Genomic DNA, 16994 nt, shown 5'->3' on the forward strand with positions numbered 1-16994 from the left:
ATTCAGGCGTTTTTATTGTTTTTTTGGTCTTCATGATTTCCGCTATGCTCCAATTCCTGTCTGGTTCGATACAATTGTGGGTTTTCTTGGTAGCGTTTGTTGTTTTCTTCCACGGCGTCGGCATATTCGTTCCTATCAATCTCGCGTCCTGCAGTTCTACTGGTACATAAATGTTTTACGGGACATTCCTTGCAAGCTGGTGTTCGGTATTTCTTAAATTGATAACCGCTTTGCTCGGTTCTACCGCTTTTTTTATGCCATCTTCCTGTGGTTTTTAAGGTTTCTCCTTGGGGACATGTATAGGTGTCGTCTGATTTATTGTATTTAAATTGAGCTACCAAATATTCGGGTTGGGTCACGCTTTCTTTGCTTCTTCCTGGAGTAGGATGTGCGACAATGGTGGTAATATTATGTTCTTTGCATTGGGCGATTTCTCGCCCGTTGTGGTAGCCTTTATCAACTAAAACGGTCATGGTCTCGACTTGCAAATTTTCTTTGGCTTCCAAAGCAATCGCTCCTAAAGCGTTTAAATCGTTGCGATTGATTGTATGAGTGGCAACCACTAAGTTATGTTTGTTATCTACTGCTGCTTGAATGTTGTAACTCACTTCTACCACAACTCCTTGTACCAAAAGGGCTCGTGCATCTTCATCGGTCGTACTAATCTGGGGTTCGTCGCTTTCTTTTAGTTTATCAGCCAAAAGTTCATAGTTGATTTTATTGGTTTTCAGCCGCTCTATTTTGGCTTGAATATTTGTGATTTTGGTGCTGTTTTCTTGGTTGTCGTTTTGCTCCAAGTCAGTCAAATACTCTAGCGTTTTTTCTTCAATATAAGCCAAGTGCCGGTCTATTTTCTTCTGGCTAAAGTTGGCTTTCTTACTGTTGTGTGCTCTGCTTTTGGTCCCGTCAATGGCGATGGTTTCTCCTGCGATTAAATCGGCATCTTTAAGGAAGGACACAAAAAGTTTGAAGAGTTTTTTCAGTCCTTTTGGATTTTGCATTCTAAAGTCCGATATGCTATGGTAATTGGGAACGAGTCCACATAAAAGCCATTGCATTTCAGTATTTCTGACGCACTCTTTCTCCAGTTTTCGAGAGCTACGAAGTCCGTTAAGGTAGCCGTACAAATAGAGTTTGAGGAAGATTTTGGTATCAAAACTTGGTCTACCTTCTGATTTTAGGGTTTGTACTGTAAAATCTAAGGCTTTCAAGTCGATATTCTCTACAAAGGCATCTATAAATCGAATGGGATTATCGGTAGAAATACTAGATTCTAAAGACGCTATGGTCATTTGGTTACGGGAAATTCCGGTGATGTGCTGCATGTTTAAAAATACGAAATCCTGTCTTTTTATGCAAATAGTTTTATATATTTGGAAGTAATAAAACGGAGGTTTTTTCACAGACTGACGTTTATTAACCTACAATTTAAGCGGATACTATTCAGCTACTTCAGGTATATTTTCTAATGCTGGGAGCGCTACATTTTCTATTAATGGAAATTATGAATGTAGCAATCCAGCAATTGGAAATATCAGAAGGGTTTTACAAGTAAATGAATACATTATAGGTTTTGGTTCAGCACCTGTATGGTCAGTAAATATTGAAGGAGCTATACATCATCAAGTTAATGGTGACGATTCTTCTAATCGATGGGATCATTACATTAATTGGTAATTAAATTAAATGAGGTAATTACATAAACTCTAAATTATTATTTGGGTTTGATTTTATTAAAAATCAAACCCAAATTTTTTTTATAATAACTTCTAAAAAATACATTTAAAATTATATGAGCTTTATTTATATTTACAAAAAAAAATTTATGATTCTTAATCTCAGTTTTAAATATTTTTTCAAAAAATTATACATCGTATTTTTACTAAATTGTCTTGTTACCTTTATAATCTCAGTAAAATATTTGTATTTTTTAGAAGATGTAAATGATGCGTTAACGCTGTTTTATCTTGTTGTTACTAGTTTAAGTCATTTTATACTCATCAGTGTTTTACCTATTTTAATTTCAATAATTCTTTATTTAATAACTAGAAAAAGAATGCTTGTAATCGGGTTCAATGTCATATTATCCGTTTTATGGTTACTGTATATTCAAGTAGATACAATCATTTTTAGTCAATTTCGCTATCATATTTCTCCAATGGTACTAAAAATGGCATTTGGAAAGCGATCTGGCGATATTTTTCAGTTTTCCGCAGAAAACATTCTTGTTGCAATAGGATTTGTAATTCTACTGGTACTTCTCCAACTCTTGTTTCATTTTATAGCGAGAAAAATCATGGAGAAAAGAAATGATTTGAAAATTAAGATTTCTCTTTTTGTATTTTTACTATGTACTCTTTTCGGAAACGTAATTTATGCTTGGTCAGATGCTAATTATTATGGTTCGATTACGCAAACTAAAGAGGTTTTCCCAATTTATTTCCCATTAGTAGACGACGATTTAATGCTCCAGTTGGGTTTAATTGATTTAGAACGTACAAAAAACAAATCGGTCAACACTAATTTTAGCAGCAGTACAATTGCTTATCCTTTAAAGGAAATTACAGCTACAAATGCAACACATAAAAACATTATTTATATCGTGGTTGACACGTGGCGTTTTGATTATATGTCTCCCAAAATAACACCTAATATTTATTCCTTTTCGAAAAAAGCTAGTGTATTTAATAATCACATGAGCGGTTCAAATATGACAACTGGAGGAATTTTTTCTCTTTTTTATGGAATTCCCGCTACTTATTTTTACAACTTTACGTCACAAGAACTTCCACCCGTTTTAATGACCGAATTACAAAAACAACAGTATCAGTTTCATATATTTGGAAGTTCAACCCTTGAAAATCCTCCATTTAATAGAAATGTATTTGCCAATATCCATTCATTTCCATTATTTACGGAAGGAAAAACACCGTCAGAACGCGATCAAAAAATTAATGACTTGTTTATTTCAACGATACAAAAGCAAGATACAAGCAAACCTTTTTTTAGTTTTCTTTTTTATGATTCCGCTCATGGATTTGATTATCCTCCTACTTACAAGAAACCTTTTTCACCCGATTTAGATAGTGTAAATTATTTAGCTTTAGATGATGATTACAACCCCGCATTATTGATAAACAGATATAAAAATGCATTGCATTATGTGGATAGTTTAATTGGAAAAGTATTGGTTGAACTAGAAAACAAGAACCTTTTAGAAAACTCAATCATTGTTATTACAAGTGATCACGGTCAGGAATTTAACGATCTGAAAAAAGGGTATTGGCAACATGGTAGTAACTTTGGCAATTATCAAATTCACGTACCTATGATGCTATTTGATGCAACTAAACCACCCAAAACCGAAACTGAACTTACTTTGCATTATGATTTAGCACCAACAATTTTAAGTAATTATTTAGGTGTAAAGAATAATTTTTCTGATTACAGTTATGGTGAAGACTTATTTACCATTACAAACAGGAGAAAGTATTTCATTTGTGGTTATAATCAAAAATTTTCAATCATAGAATCCGATAAAATAATGACCATATCTCCATCAGGAAATTTGAATGTTATGGATAAAAAACTCAATAAGCTGAGCGACGAGAACATTAATTATAACTTGGTACTTGAAGGAATACAAACAGTTAATAAATTTTATAAAAAGAAATAAGTCATGGATATTAATGCTGAAATTCACAATGCGTTTGAAGTTATTCAAAACGGCGGAATAATACTTTATCCAACGGATACAGTTTGGGGGATTGGATGTGATGCCACAAATGCAGAGGCGGTTGCAAAAATTTACGCCTTAAAAAAAAGAGCAGAAACGCAAAGTATGATTGTGCTAATGAACGGTGACCGAATGGTTCATAATGTTTTTAGAGAAGTTCCTGACGTAGCTTGGGAAATAATTGAAGTAGCCGACAACCCAACAACTTTAATATTAGACAATCCACGAAATGTCGCTGCAAACTTGATTTCGGCAGACAAAAGCTTAGGAATGCGATTGGTAAAAGAGCCATTTTGCTATAAATTATTGGAACGAATGAAAAAACCATTGGTTTCAACTTCCGCAAATATTTCCGGACAACCTACTCCAAAAAGTTTTAAAGAAATCAGCCCTGAAATTATAAAAGGCGTTGACTATGTTGTAAATTTGCATCACGAAAAAATCGCTGGAAAACCTTCTACAATTATTAAGTTGACCAATGATTTGCAAGTAAAAGTGATTAGAAAGTAAGTTTTAAGTTTAGGCAAAAGTTAAACTTTAAACTTTAACCTAGAAATAAATAATGAACTACAAGAAAGCCTTAGATAATCCTATATTTGATATTATTGCAAAAGCCTCCGAACAAATTGAAGTTGAGAGTTACGTCATTGGTGGATTTGTTCGGGATTTACTTTTAAACCGAACTGCAAAAAAAGATATTGATATTGTAGCGGTAGGAAGCGGTATTGAACTTGCTTTAAAAGTCTCCCAATTACTTCCGAAAAATCCCAAAGTACAAGTTTTTAAAAATTACGGAACAGCAATGTTGCGCTTTGAAGATACCGATATTGAATTTGTTGGTGCTCGAAAGGAATCGTATAATTTTGAAAGTCGGAAACCTTTAGTTGAAGACGGAACATTGGAAGACGACCAAAATCGGCGTGACTTTACTATAAATGCACTAGCGTTATCGTTGAATAAGTCAACTTTTGGAAATCTAATTGACCCTTTCAATGGTTTAGTAGATTTAGAAAATAAAACCATCAAAACGCCTTTAAGTCCTGATGTGACTTATTCGGATGACCCGTTGAGAATGATGCGAGGAATTCGCTTTGCGGCTCAACTTGGTTTTGAAATTGAAAGTGAATCGTTTGCATCAATTACTAAAAACAAAGACCGAATTAAAATCATTTCTGGCGAAAGGATCGTTGATGAATTGAATAAGATTTTGATGACGGACAAACCTTCTAACGGTTTTTTATTGTTATATAAAGCAGGATTACTCGATTATATTTTGCCTGAATTGACCGCTTTAAATCAGGTAGAAGAAATTGAAGGACATACACACAAAAATAATTTTTACCACACCCTAGAGGTTGTTGATAACATTGCTCCAAATACGGATGATGTTTGGCTTCGATGGGCTGCCTTATTGCACGATATTGGAAAAGCACCAACAAAACGTTTTACAAAAAAACAAGGTTGGACTTTTCACGGTCATGAATTTTTGGGAGGAAAAATGGTTAAGAAAATCTTCGAACGCCTTCACATGCCTTTGAACCAGAAGATGAAATTTGTTCAGAAGATGGTAATAATGAGTTCGCGACCTATAGTTTTGGCTCAAGAAGAAGTTACGGATTCAGCCGTGAGACGATTGGTATTTGATGCTGGAGAAGAAGTCGATGATTTGATGACGTTGTGTGAAGCTGATATTACTACCAAAAATCCTTCGAAGTTTAAAAAATACCATAATAATTTTAATGTTGTTCGAAAAAAAATTGTTGAAGTTGAAGAACGCGATCATGTAAGAAAGTTTCAACCGCCCATTTCTGGCGAACAAATAATGGAACTTTTTAATTTGCAACCCGGTAGAGAAATTGGCTCTCTAAAAGAAGCTGTGAAAGAGGCAATTTTAGAAGGAACAATTCCAAACGAATATGAAGCCGCTTTAGAGTTTGTAACTAAGAAAGCGATTAAAATGGGTTTAAATAAAGATTAACGATTGTTTGTTTACTCGCATTTTATAAAAATTGTACTTTTATATTTCTTATCAGCGGTTAATAACTGCAATTTTTTTTAGTAAAATAATAATGATTCTACTTGGTACTATTTTCCAATTAAATAAAAATGAAAAAAGATAAATCAGTCATAATTTGGCTACTTTCAGGATGTGCATTATTGTTTATTATGGTCGTGGTGGGCGGAATAACTCGACTAACGGACTCAGGATTGTCAATGACCGACTGGCATTTGGTTACCGATACTTTTCCGCCATTAAGCCATGAAAAATGGCAACAAGCCTTTGATGAATATAAGAAGTTTCCAGAGTATCAGAAAATCAATATTCACAATGATTTTACACTTGACGATTACCAATTCATCTATTTCTGGGAATGGTTTCATCGCTTTATCGGTCGGATAATTGGATTGGTTTTTATCATTCCTTTCGTCTATTTTTTAATTAGAAAACGATTGGATGCCGCAACTAAAAAAAAATGTATTGTTCTCTTATCGATGGGAGCTTTTCAAGGCTTTTTAGGCTGGTATATGGTAAGAAGTGGCCTAATTGACAATCCCGATGTAAGCCATTTTAGACTTTCACTTCACTTGACCTTCGCTTTTATCACTTTTGCCTATACATTATGGGTAGCTTTAGATTTAATTTATCCAGAACGTCAAACCGTGTTTGTTTCTCTTCGAAATACAGCTCGATTGGCTCTAGCAGTTTTACTACTACAAATTATTTATGGTGGATTCGTTGCAGGGTTAAATGCGGGATTAATTCACAACCATTGGCCAATGATGAGTGAACGAAAGTTTATGCATGAAACGGTTTTAATCGAACAACCTAGTTTGTTCTTAAATTTAGTTGAAGGCAAAAGTGGTGTTCAATTTGTACATAGAACAGTTGCTTATTTTGTTGTTGGACTTATTTTATTTCTATACTACAAATCAAGAAAATTTATCCTTGTTACTAGTCAAAAGAGAGGCCTGAATGTACTCTTACTATTTGTTTTCCTGCAATTTACTCTAGGAGTTTTCACATTGTTAGAACACGTTCCTTTATGGTTAGGCTTAGCCCATCAAATTATGGCATTCTTTCTACTAACCGCAATGACTTACACATTGCATCGACTAAGCAAATAACTCACTTAAACAAATAAAAAAACAGTTAACATCTTTACAACGTTAACTGCTTTTTTAATTATAAAATGATTCGTTTTAGAAAGAAGTACTAATTGTAAATGATACTCCAGTACTTGCTGGAACTTCCCTACAAACACCACCAGCACACACTAAGCCACCTCTTTGACGTCCATAACCCAGAGAAACTCTTGAGCTATTTTTTCTATAGGTAATACCAGCATTGTAAAAGTGAATTTTAAATAAGTCAGACTTTTTATCAATAAGAACGGCATCATTATCAAATCCATAATTGTACATATCCATAGCAAAAATAGACCAATTCAGGTTGTGGTTATATTCCACTAATAAAGACGCCCAATTTCCTCTATCATTATCCGCCCACATGTGTTCTACTCCCATGGTAAGTGCTCGTCCTCCTGAAAAGGTGTAAATTCCTTCTGCAAAAAGTATATTCGTTTTTATTACATTTTTTTGTGCAATTCCCTGAATATATTGATTGTTATAATACTGATTGACATAAATAAAATTACCTCTAAAATCTTTAGATATTTTCTTAGAAATCTCAATGTTGTAATCTGAGAAGTATTTCTCTTTACCGCCTAAGAATTTAGCATCATAATCAGTAACATAAAATCCATTTACAGTACTAGAAGAATAGGTTGCATCTAAATTAAACCAATTTGACATATTCAACGCCACTTTGGTCCCGTATTTTCCTCCTAATGGACTTCCTTTCTTAAAATTATAAAAAACATCTATTTGTCCTCCAATTTCGCCTGCTTTTTTAATACCATCTGGATCAATAAAAACTTTATTCTGTGCTTGATACACATAAATATTCGCTAAACTAGAATGGTGTTGTTTAGTTAAAGCAGGCGTGAAATTTAAAATACGGTCATTATAATTCACGCTTGTTTCTTCCGGTGCATAAATAATTGGCTCACGATCACTCAAGAAAACCATGTTTTCCATTCGTCTTAACGTCGCATCAATTCCCAAGCCTCTCTCGGAATAACCCATGTTTACTAAAAATGCATTCCCTGGTTTAATAAAATTATAATTGATATTCGTGCGTTCTAAAACAGGCTCTTTCTCCTTAAAGTTATATTCTGAAGAAACATAGAAGCCTCCTTTAGAAAAACCTAATCTTCCTGAGTAAGCCGAAGTTTTTTTATTGAATAGTGGTTCTACTATGGATTCGCGAATATCCTGACTTCTCATTACATAACTGAATCCAGCTGTCAATCCAAAATTTTCATGGTTAATTAAATTTGAAATATCTAAATCAGTATTAACACCTAAAATATTTGCATCAGATACATGAAATCCTGATTTTTGCTTGCCGTATAATGCGGTGACTGAAACTCCATCAACTGGTTTGAAGTTTACTTTTCCTCCCCGGAGAGCTGTATTTATTCCTAACGCTCTATCTTCCCATGCACGAAGTAGTAATCCACTACCAAATTGTTCGTAAAAATATCCCGCAGTAATATCTAATGTTTTATATTTATAGTTAACGTAATAAAGGGAAAAATCTGTTCCTTCAAATGCGGGATTATAATTTAAAAGTGCTTGCTTTTCGTATGATTCGACTTGGGTACCTAACGTAAATCGACCATAATTAGCTTTTACAAATAAGTAATTGTTCGAGCGAAATGGATCTTCAGGATGAGTGATTTCTCGCTCTCTATCGTTTAAATACCATTGCGAACTTGATTCAAAACCGCCATTAATTCTTAATTTTGTTTTTTTAATAGTATCATTTTCTTGCTGTGCAAATACATTCATAGCTGATAAAAGTGTAATGCCAAGTATTAATTTTATGTTCATTAAATAGATTATAAAGATTTTAACTTTTCGAAAAACTCATGTTCGCTTCCTGGTGTATTTCCTGCTTGCTCAAACAGAATTGTACCGTTTTTTACCACTACAGTATACGGAGGGCTTGCAATAGATAAGCTTCTTTTCAAGTCCTGGTTGGTATCTAAAAGCACTGTGTAATCCCATGCTCGACCATTAACTAAAGGCATAACACGTTTCCCAGTTCGTGCATCGTCAATTGAAATGGCAATAATTTCAAGGTTTAAATTTTCTTTCCAATCTGCATAAATATCATTCATTGCATCTAATTCTTGCAGACATGGTGCACACCAAGTAGCCCAAAAAACATATACATATACTTTGTCTTTTTCACTAAAATCCGATTTTATATTAACGGATTTATTGTCTAGTGACTTTAAATTAAGGTTCGGTAATTCCTTTTGTGCTGTAGCTGCTGTACATACGAATAACAATAGTAATGCTATTTTTTTCATAATATAGTTGTTTAGTGTTGCAAATTAAACAAAAAAAACCCGATAAAATTGTAGTTTTGAAAAATAATACTTTAATATTGTAATCTATAAATTAATATTATTACTAACTAAACTTTACCAAATCATTATGAGAATTTTTAAATTTTTATTTTTAAGTGTTCTTTTCGTAGGGCTATATTCTTGCTCTTCATCAGACGATAATGGATCAGCAGGTTCAGCATCAATTTCTATCACACCAAGTACTTCTACTCAAATTATAGGAGAGCCAATTACATTTACTGTTAAAACGGATGCAGATGAAGACGTAACAGCTACTTCAAATATTACTTCTGGAAGTACGATTTTGCAAAATGCCACTCTAAACTCCTATACTGTTGGGAACTTTGTTGTGAAAGCTACTTATGGTGGAAAAAGTGCTAGCGTAACAGTTACTTTTACTGACGCTCCTCCTACTTCAATTATTTTGTTAGCTAATTCTACAAATTTATCTCAAGGAGATAAAACTACTTTCACTGTAAAAACGAATACTGGAATTAATATTACGCAATCTGCCGTTATCAAAGTTGATGGTAATCCTATTACTGGAGGTGAATTTACATCTAATGTACCTGGAAGTTTTAATGCGATTGCAACTTTTGAAAATTTTACATCGGAAACAGTAACTATTGTTTATAATCCAGCGATTAACTTCAGAAAAAGAGTTTTAATTGAAGATTACACAGGAACTTGGTGTGGCTATTGTCCTAGAGTAGCTCAAGGAATTGATTTGGTAATGGCGCAAACTGAATATGCAGTACCTGTAGCAATTCACAGAGGTCAAGATCCTTACAATTTTGCTGGTGCAAGTGTTTTGGAAAGTTTAATTGGATTGCAAGGTTACCCTGATGCAAGGTTAAACCGTTTAACAGCATGGGCTTACCCTGAACCAAGTAATGTAAGTCAAGTTATCTCATATACGGAAGGTACTGCACCAAAATTAGGTTTAGCGATGACTGCAAATGTATCTGGAGGTAACGTGAGTTTAACTGTTAAAACAAAATTTGGTAAAACAATGACTGGAGTGAAACTTGTAGTTTACGCTCTTGAAAACGGACTAATCTACAACCAAACAAATTATACTTCCTATTATGGTGGTGGCTCAACTATCGTTGGCTTTACGCATAACCACGTGTTAAAAGCTACTTATACTAATATTTTAGGTGACGAAATTCCTTCATCTGAATCTGTATATGATAACACGTACACTAAAACTTATTCTTTTCCTGTACCAACTAATGTGTCCAATTCTGCAAATATGGAATTTGTAGCATTCGTAGTTGGTGCTGATAAAAAAGCAATCAATGTTAGAAAAGCGGTTAGTGGAGATGATCAATCATTCGAAATTATTGAATAATTACGCTTCCATATATATTAAAACGCTTCCTTTAGGAGGCGTTTTTTTGTTTATCAGTTTAGAATTTATAAAATTTATAAAAAATATTGTAAGTAATCTAGCACTAATTATATGCAACTTTGTAATTGAAAAAGAATATTACTAACGCAAAAAATTAATGCTATGCCGAATTCAAATGAAATTAAAGGTTCTTGGGAAGAGTTAAAAGGTAAATTGAAACAAGAATATGCTGATTTAACTGATGATGACTTACTTTATGAAGAAGGTCAAGAACAAGAAATGTGGGGAAAATTGCAAACCAAATTAGGTAAAACTGAAAAAGAAATCAAATCAATGTTTGACTAACATCTTGATTGGATTACCTAACTAACCAAACAGAAAAATCGATAACAATTGTTATCGATTTTTTTTATGCCATCCAGTTTTTGAAATCAGCTACTTTTTCACGACTTACGATTACTTCGTCTTCTTTGTAGGTAGGAAGAATAATTTTTAATCGAGAATTGCTGTATACTACGATTTCTTTGACAGAAACTAAGGGTACGATAAATTTACGACTGATTCTGTACCAATTCTTAGCTTCAAGTTCGTCTTCTAAAATTTCTAGTGGTGTGTCAATTAAATAATCTCTATTGTCAAAAGTGTGGATGTACGTTCCTTTGTTTTCGCTGTAGAAACACTCTATGTCGTCGACGTTTATAATTTTCATTTGAACGCCAATCTTGACAGTAAAACGAGATTTATATACTTTTTCTGTTGGAGCAAACATGCTTCTGATTTGTTCGATATTCAGTGAAAGTGATTCTTTCTTGGAGATTTGTTCCTGAAATTTATCAGTTGCCACTTTTAATTCGTCTTCGTCGATGGGTTTTAATAAGTAGTCAATGCTGTTGAGTTTAAAAGCCCTTAAGGCATATTCATCATAAGCGGTGGTGAAGATAATGGCACTTTGGATTTTTACTTTTTCAAAAATTTCAAAGGAAAGACCGTCGGAAAGTTGAATGTCGAGGAAAATTAAATCGGGGTGTTGGTTTTTGGAAAACCAATCGATGGATTCTTCTACGGAATGCAACATTGTGGTCACTGTTAGTCCTAATTGTTCCACTTTTCGTTTCAATAATCGAGCAGCTGGCTTTTCGTCTTCGATGATGATGATGTTCATTTGTCGCTTTTTTAAAAGTGTAAGTTACCGTTTTTTTTATTCCCACTTGTTATTTTGATTTTTATCCATGTATTCTTTGATTTTCTTTTCTTCCCAATTTTCTCCAAGAAAGAAGTTTTTCCCGAAAACATTGATGGAGTGAAAAAACAATCCGATTCCCCAGAAAAACGCTGTAGAAAATGTAGAATACTGGAAGAACACTTCTCCTTCATCTAGACTGATGTACTGCATGATTATTAAAATTACGTTAACTACAATATAGGCCATCAAGTGTTTGTAAAATCCTTTAATTTTATTGACTCTTTTTTTAGCTCGTTCTAGTCTTTGTTCGTCTGGTGTGAGGTATCGTTCCATGGTTTTATATGTTTAAAGTTGATTTTTTTTTATTAATTTTTTTTACCGCTAAGGTCACTAGGTTTACTTATGTGCTTTTTATCTGTGTGTGATTTAAATTCGCAAAGGTGTTTCACTTCTTTGGCGTTGGGTTTTATCTCGCAAAGACGGTAAGACGCAAAGTTTCGGCAGATATTTCCTTTTTCATTTTGGCGAAAGCCTTATTTAAAGTGTTTTATAAATTACACAAATTATTGTTCTTCAAAATATTTTGCTGCTTGTTCTCGTTCTAAATCTTCTTTGATGAACTGTTGTATTTTTCTTTGTTCCCAATTGCTATTCACGAAGGGTCGAAAGTTGAATGTTGCCAATCCATGAAATGCAAGACCTGTTCCCCAGCCGAGAATGGACAACCAAAACCAATGAAATTGTGGAACGAAGGATAAATTAATTCCGATAATAACAGGAATTAGAACGCAAAACAAGCCCAGGTTGATATAGAAACTGCGAATTTCTCTGGCTTTTTTCTTAGCTTTCTGGTAATGCATTTCAGCCTCAGAAAGTATTTTGGTTGGATTTATTTCCATTGGTTGGATTTTTCTTTGTTCATCAATTCCTTGATTTTTTTCTCTTCCCAATCGCGGTTTAGAAATGGCATGTAGTTAAAGACGGACATTCCGTGAATAGCGACGCCAATTCCCCAACCCAAAAGGGGGTAGAAAAACCAAAGGTATTCGGGGCTCGTGAGGAGGTTTAGGATGAGTAAGCCTATATTGACAAAAATGTAGGAACTTAAGTTTCCGTAAAATCCCTTTAAATCTTCGACCTTTTTTTGGGCTTTTAAATAACGGTCTTGCGTGATGGTTTGTGTGGGTTCCATATAGGCGATTTTTTTGGTAAGAATCGGTAAGCTTACTGAAAACTGCTTATTTGATTCTTCAATTTGTACTTTTCTATGGGTTAAAATGGCGTAACGGCTCAGGATGTTTTGCAAGCCTACTCCTTTCCTATCCCCAAGAACTTCTTTTTTTTGTAAATCATTTTCGACAACTAAATAATCTCCAACAATTTTAATTCGGATGTAAAGTGGTTTTTGTTCGCTAACGACGTTGTGCTTTACGGTATTTTCGAGTAAAAGTTGTAACGATAAAGGAACTACTCTTGCTTCTGCGTTTGGAAGTTCTTCGGGCAATTCGTAAAACAAACTGTTTTCAAAACGCATTTTCAGCAAGTTCATGTAGGTTTTGGCGAAGGCCAATTCCTCTGAAACAGCCACCAATTCTTTGTCCTTTTGTTCTAAAACATAGCGGTAAATTTTGGACAAAGAAGTGGTAAATCGTTGTGCATTTTCAGGATTTTCTTCAATGAGTGAACTCAAAACGTTAAGGCTATTGAAGAGAAAATGAGGGTCTATCTGGTTTTTTAAACTCTCAAACTGAGCCGAAGCCGTTCCTGCAATTATTTTTTGTTCCTTGATTTTCTTTTCTTGCGACTTTTTATAGAAATAAATAGCATGAAAAAACAGGGTAATCACCATCGTGATGAGTAATGAAACGATGTAGTATCTAAACTTTTCGCCCGTTATAAATACAACCAATGTTTTTCCTTCAATGACGGTATTGATGACCATTCTGATGAAAAATATCCCTAACATTGTTACTGTAATACTTCCTATGAGACCAATAAGCAATCGGTATTTAGAGTACTTTTTCCATTCCACTTGGTTGTTGATGTAGTCGAAAAAGGCACTGTTGGCAAAGGTTAACACAATTCCATACATGCAATAGTATCCAATTTCAACAAGCATGGCGTTATTAAAATTCACCGTCCGTCCGTAAACCCATTCGATACCGATGAAGACACATGCAATGACAACACTGAGTACAAATCCTGTGAATATGACTTTAAAAATATATTGAATGACTTTTTGCATGAGAATTATATTTGCAATTTATGCGTTGAATTATTTTTTAGCACATTCTTTTTGTGCTTCCAAAGCTCTGTCTAAACCCCAATTTGGATGGTAAACCGTTTCTGGTTTAAAATTACTAAAAAGTGTGATTGCTTTGTCTATTTGAGCACACATTCTTGAAGTATCTTGTTTAAAATAACGCGCTCCCCCAATTTCAAACTCTGCTTTTCCAAAAACTACCCTTGGATTATTGGGTGCTATTTCCGCTGCTTTTGCATACAGTTCCATTACTTTTCCTGAAAGTTTCATTCCGTTGGTCATTGGGTCTGATGAAATCCAGGCGGTATAAATTAAGGCTTGAAGCACTAAAATTTCAGGGTTATTGGGGTCTTTTGCAAATTCTATGTCCAGTGTTTGTTGTGCTTTGTCTAAAAGAGCTGCTACTTTTTGTTTGTCGTTCATGACTTGAAAAGCAGTTGTTGTGTTTACAAAAGCCACGTAATAATTAGGCAAATAATTGTCCTTTTCAACCGATGCAATTCTTTCGAACATTGCCGAAGCTTCTGTTGGATTTCCTGTTTTCCAAAGTTCGAATGCTTTGCTCATTCCTTGTTCGTACTGGGTTTGTGCTTGTGCAAAAAAGGCAGAAAGTACGATTACTGATGTGAAGATAAATTTTTTCATGATGTTGTTGTTTATTAATGATTGAAACTTCGTTATTACTTGTACAAATTTGCGTCACTTTCGAATAAAATAAAAAAAGGACTGACTGAGTTGTCGATATTTATGACTGAACCGTATGTTTTATAAATTATCAAGCTGGTTTGTTTTTTTGTCTTTGCTGATGGTCCAAAAGAAACCTACGAAAACAAAACGACTGGCGGTTGGGATTACAGGTTTGCTTTGAAAAACACCGTTGGAATCAGGGGTACTTGCATATTGATATCCATAAACATTTTTGCTTCCTAATAAATTTGAAACGGATAAATAAAGGATTTTCTGTGGACTCATCAAATAAGCCCAACCAAGGTTTACATTCGAGAAGGTTTTTGTCTTTTCGTTTAAGAATCCTTCGGTATTTGGGTTTTCAAAAGGGCGACCGGAGTTGAAGTTGAAGGTAATCCCCACTTGCGAGCGCAAACTAGAAACCCAGTATTTCGTTACCACAGATGCGGTGTGTTTGGCTACAAAACTTGGCGTTGCTTCTTGTACGTAATTTCTGTAATCCCTTTGTGTGTCAATAAAGGAATAGGAAATCCAGTATTGCAAGTTCTTAATTCGGGTGTCTTCGCGGAAGAAAATGTCCAGTCCTTTGGCATATCCAAAACCTGAATTATTGTAACTGCTGCTGAAAACAGGCGCGTCTGTGTCAAATTTCACTAAGTCATTGTAGTTTTTATAATAGGCTTCTGCTCGAAAAGTAGTTCCGTCTTTTGCAAAGGTGTAATTAAAGATGTAATGTTGTATTTTTTCGTTTTCAAAATTCGTAGCATATTTAAGGTAATCGGCTTTTGGGGCTTGCTCAAATTTTCCGTAGGCAAAGGAAAACTGGTTGAACTTTCCTGTTTTGTAAGCCAATGACAAACGCGGACTTGCCGAAAATTCATTTATCAAGTTGTTATTAGAAGCGCGAATTCCAATGTTGACAGCGAGTTTTTTGCTGAAATAATAATCGGCTTCGCTATAAAAGGCTGTGATTCCTGCATTATAACCTGCATTTAAAGTAGATTGAGCCATTGGGGTATAGTTCTCTTGAAAGTTGGTAAGAAAATAATCCGTTCCGAAGCTCAATTTTAAGCGAGTGGTTACTTTACTAAAAACTTTTATCTTAAGGTGCAATGCTTTTTCGGCATTGTCAACGTAGTCTTGATTCAAATCGATTTTATTTTCACCAAAACCATAACTTGCCCCTGTGATGAGTTGCCAATTATTGACTAGAAAACCTTTGTAAACTGCATTAAAATACAAGTTATTATTGTTCATATTGATGCGGTCTTTACTATTGGTGTTGATATTGTCTTGGTTTAAATCAAAACGGGAAGCATCAAAAGCCGTGTACACTTTCAGCAAACTATTGTCAAACTGGTAGCGGTAAACGGCTTCACCAGACAAGGATTGATACGGTCTGTTCCAATCTACGGCTTGAGGGATGGCAAGTTGATAAGGTGCCAAATCAACATAAGCTGTATTGACAGAAAGGCTGCTTTTCTCCCACTTTTGCGTATTGCTTAAACCTAAACCAACGGTCATTAGCGAAATATCCGTTTGTTCTTGAACGGGTTCGTTAATGGTGTTTAGCAACAAAACACTTGACAAAGCTTCGCCGTATTCAGCAGAATAACCGCCTGTGGAGAATGATATTCCGCTGAAAAGAAACGGAGAAAAACGTCCGCGAGTGGGGATATTATTTGCCGAAGCGCCGTAAGGTTGTGCCACTCGAAGCCCGTCAACAAAGGTTTGGGTTTCGTCACTTTCGCCACCCCGAACAAATAATCTTCCGCTTTCGCCCACGGTTTGCGTTCCGGGAAGCGTTTGCAAAGCCGAAACAATATCGCCTGCCGAACCCGCTGTGGTAACGATATCCAAGGGGTTTAGCACGGAAACTCGGGCTTTATCGCCTGCTTCAAGCATTCCGGCATTGATAACAACGGCGTCTAGACTGTTGATGCTTTCGCGTAAAATAAAGGTTTGCGTTGCGTAGTTTTCGATGTTAATCGTTTGCGAAAGCGTTTCAAATGTAAGGAACGTGATTTTCAGTACCTGCGTTCCTTTTACAAAAGTTTCAAACTTAAAATTCCCCTCGGCATCCGATGAAGTACCGTCGTAGGTCCCGTCAATAAAAACATTGGCTCCTTGAAGAGGTTGCTTTTTCTCGTCGAGTACTTTTCCTGAAATGGTGGTTTGCCCGAGTAGCATTTGCGTAAGCGTTAAGACTAAAAAAGTAATTAATGTTCTCATATTGCGTTTATTTATAGGACAAAGATGCATGTGACTGCTTTATTTTGAAATTTAAAAGT

Annotated in this window: 15 protein-coding genes; 6 read left to right on the top strand and 9 right to left on the bottom strand. The window is 34.8% G+C overall.

Annotated features, from left to right (window positions below):
* Nucleotides 1–2: 2 nt before the first annotated feature.
* Entirely contained in the window at nt 3–1325 is a 1323-nt protein-coding gene (locus ACQ5J2_RS15720; protein WP_432671411.1) for an IS1182 family transposase, read from the bottom strand.
* Between the two features lie 500 nt (nt 1326–1825).
* Between ACQ5J2_RS15720 and ACQ5J2_RS15725 the strand changes: the two genes are divergently transcribed.
* From ACQ5J2_RS15725 to ACQ5J2_RS15740, 4 genes are all read left to right on the top strand, one after another.
* The gene (locus ACQ5J2_RS15725) at nt 1826–3676 is read left to right on the top strand and encodes a DUF3413 domain-containing protein (protein ID WP_432671412.1); all 1851 of its coding nucleotides are present in this window, start codon (nt 1826–1828) and stop codon (nt 3674–3676) included.
* Between the two features lie 3 nt (nt 3677–3679).
* Complete coding sequence (locus tag ACQ5J2_RS15730; protein WP_432671413.1) at nt 3680–4246, top strand: L-threonylcarbamoyladenylate synthase; 567 nt, start codon at nt 3680–3682, stop codon at nt 4244–4246.
* 52 nt (nt 4247–4298) lie between these two features.
* Entirely contained in the window at nt 4299–5714 is a 1416-nt protein-coding gene (locus ACQ5J2_RS15735; protein WP_432671414.1) for a CCA tRNA nucleotidyltransferase, read from the top strand.
* 128 nt (nt 5715–5842) lie between these two features.
* Complete coding sequence (locus ACQ5J2_RS15740; RefSeq protein ID WP_432671415.1) at nt 5843–6862, top strand: COX15/CtaA family protein; 1020 nt, start codon at nt 5843–5845, stop codon at nt 6860–6862.
* A 75-nt stretch (nt 6863–6937) separates the two neighbouring features.
* Here ACQ5J2_RS15740 and ACQ5J2_RS15745 read toward each other — a convergent pair whose 3' ends face one another.
* Together ACQ5J2_RS15745 and ACQ5J2_RS15750 are read right to left on the bottom strand one after the other, a co-directional pair.
* Complete coding sequence (locus ACQ5J2_RS15745) at nt 6938–8692, bottom strand: DUF6029 family protein (protein WP_432671416.1); 1755 nt, start codon at nt 8690–8692, stop codon at nt 6938–6940.
* Nucleotides 8693–8700: 8 nt separating this feature from the next.
* Entirely contained in the window at nt 8701–9177 is a 477-nt protein-coding gene (locus ACQ5J2_RS15750; RefSeq protein WP_432671417.1) for a TlpA family protein disulfide reductase, read from the bottom strand.
* Nucleotides 9178–9304: 127 nt separating this feature from the next.
* Here ACQ5J2_RS15750 and ACQ5J2_RS15755 point away from each other — a divergent pair, with 127 nt between their 5' ends.
* A complete protein-coding gene (locus ACQ5J2_RS15755; protein WP_432671418.1) occupies nt 9305–10570 on the top strand; it encodes an Omp28-related outer membrane protein in 1266 nt (421 codons plus the stop codon).
* 162 nt (nt 10571–10732) lie between these two features.
* Complete coding sequence (locus ACQ5J2_RS15760; protein WP_432671419.1) at nt 10733–10915, top strand: CsbD family protein; 183 nt, start codon at nt 10733–10735, stop codon at nt 10913–10915.
* Nucleotides 10916–10979: 64 nt separating this feature from the next.
* Here the strand turns inward: ACQ5J2_RS15760 and ACQ5J2_RS15765 are convergent, their stop codons facing one another.
* From ACQ5J2_RS15765 to ACQ5J2_RS15790, 6 genes are all read right to left on the bottom strand, one after another.
* Nucleotides 10980–11732, bottom strand: a complete 753-nt coding sequence (locus ACQ5J2_RS15765) for a LytR/AlgR family response regulator transcription factor (protein WP_432671420.1) — start codon at nt 11730–11732, stop codon at nt 10980–10982.
* 36 nt (nt 11733–11768) lie between these two features.
* Nucleotides 11769–12086, bottom strand: a complete 318-nt coding sequence (locus tag ACQ5J2_RS15770; RefSeq protein WP_432671421.1) for a 2TM domain-containing protein — start codon at nt 12084–12086, stop codon at nt 11769–11771.
* 230 nt (nt 12087–12316) lie between these two features.
* Nucleotides 12317–12652: a 2TM domain-containing protein gene (locus ACQ5J2_RS15775; protein ID WP_432671422.1), complete on the bottom strand. Its 336-nt coding sequence runs from the start codon at nt 12650–12652 to the stop codon at nt 12317–12319.
* Entirely contained in the window at nt 12643–13998 is a 1356-nt protein-coding gene (locus ACQ5J2_RS15780) for a 2TM domain-containing protein (protein WP_432671423.1), read from the bottom strand. Before ACQ5J2_RS15780 ends, ACQ5J2_RS15775 begins: the two co-directional genes overlap by 10 nt.
* A gap of 30 nt (nt 13999–14028) precedes the next feature.
* A complete protein-coding gene (locus ACQ5J2_RS15785; RefSeq protein ID WP_432671424.1) occupies nt 14029–14661 on the bottom strand; it encodes a hypothetical protein in 633 nt (210 codons plus the stop codon).
* Nucleotides 14662–14781: 120 nt separating this feature from the next.
* Nucleotides 14782–16935, bottom strand: a complete 2154-nt coding sequence (locus ACQ5J2_RS15790; RefSeq protein ID WP_432671425.1) for a TonB-dependent receptor — start codon at nt 16933–16935, stop codon at nt 14782–14784.
* Nucleotides 16936–16994 lie beyond the last annotated feature (59 nt).

It is taken from the genome of Flavobacterium sp. SM2513, assembly GCF_050908145.1.
GTDB lineage: Bacteria > Bacteroidota > Bacteroidia > Flavobacteriales > Flavobacteriaceae > Flavobacterium.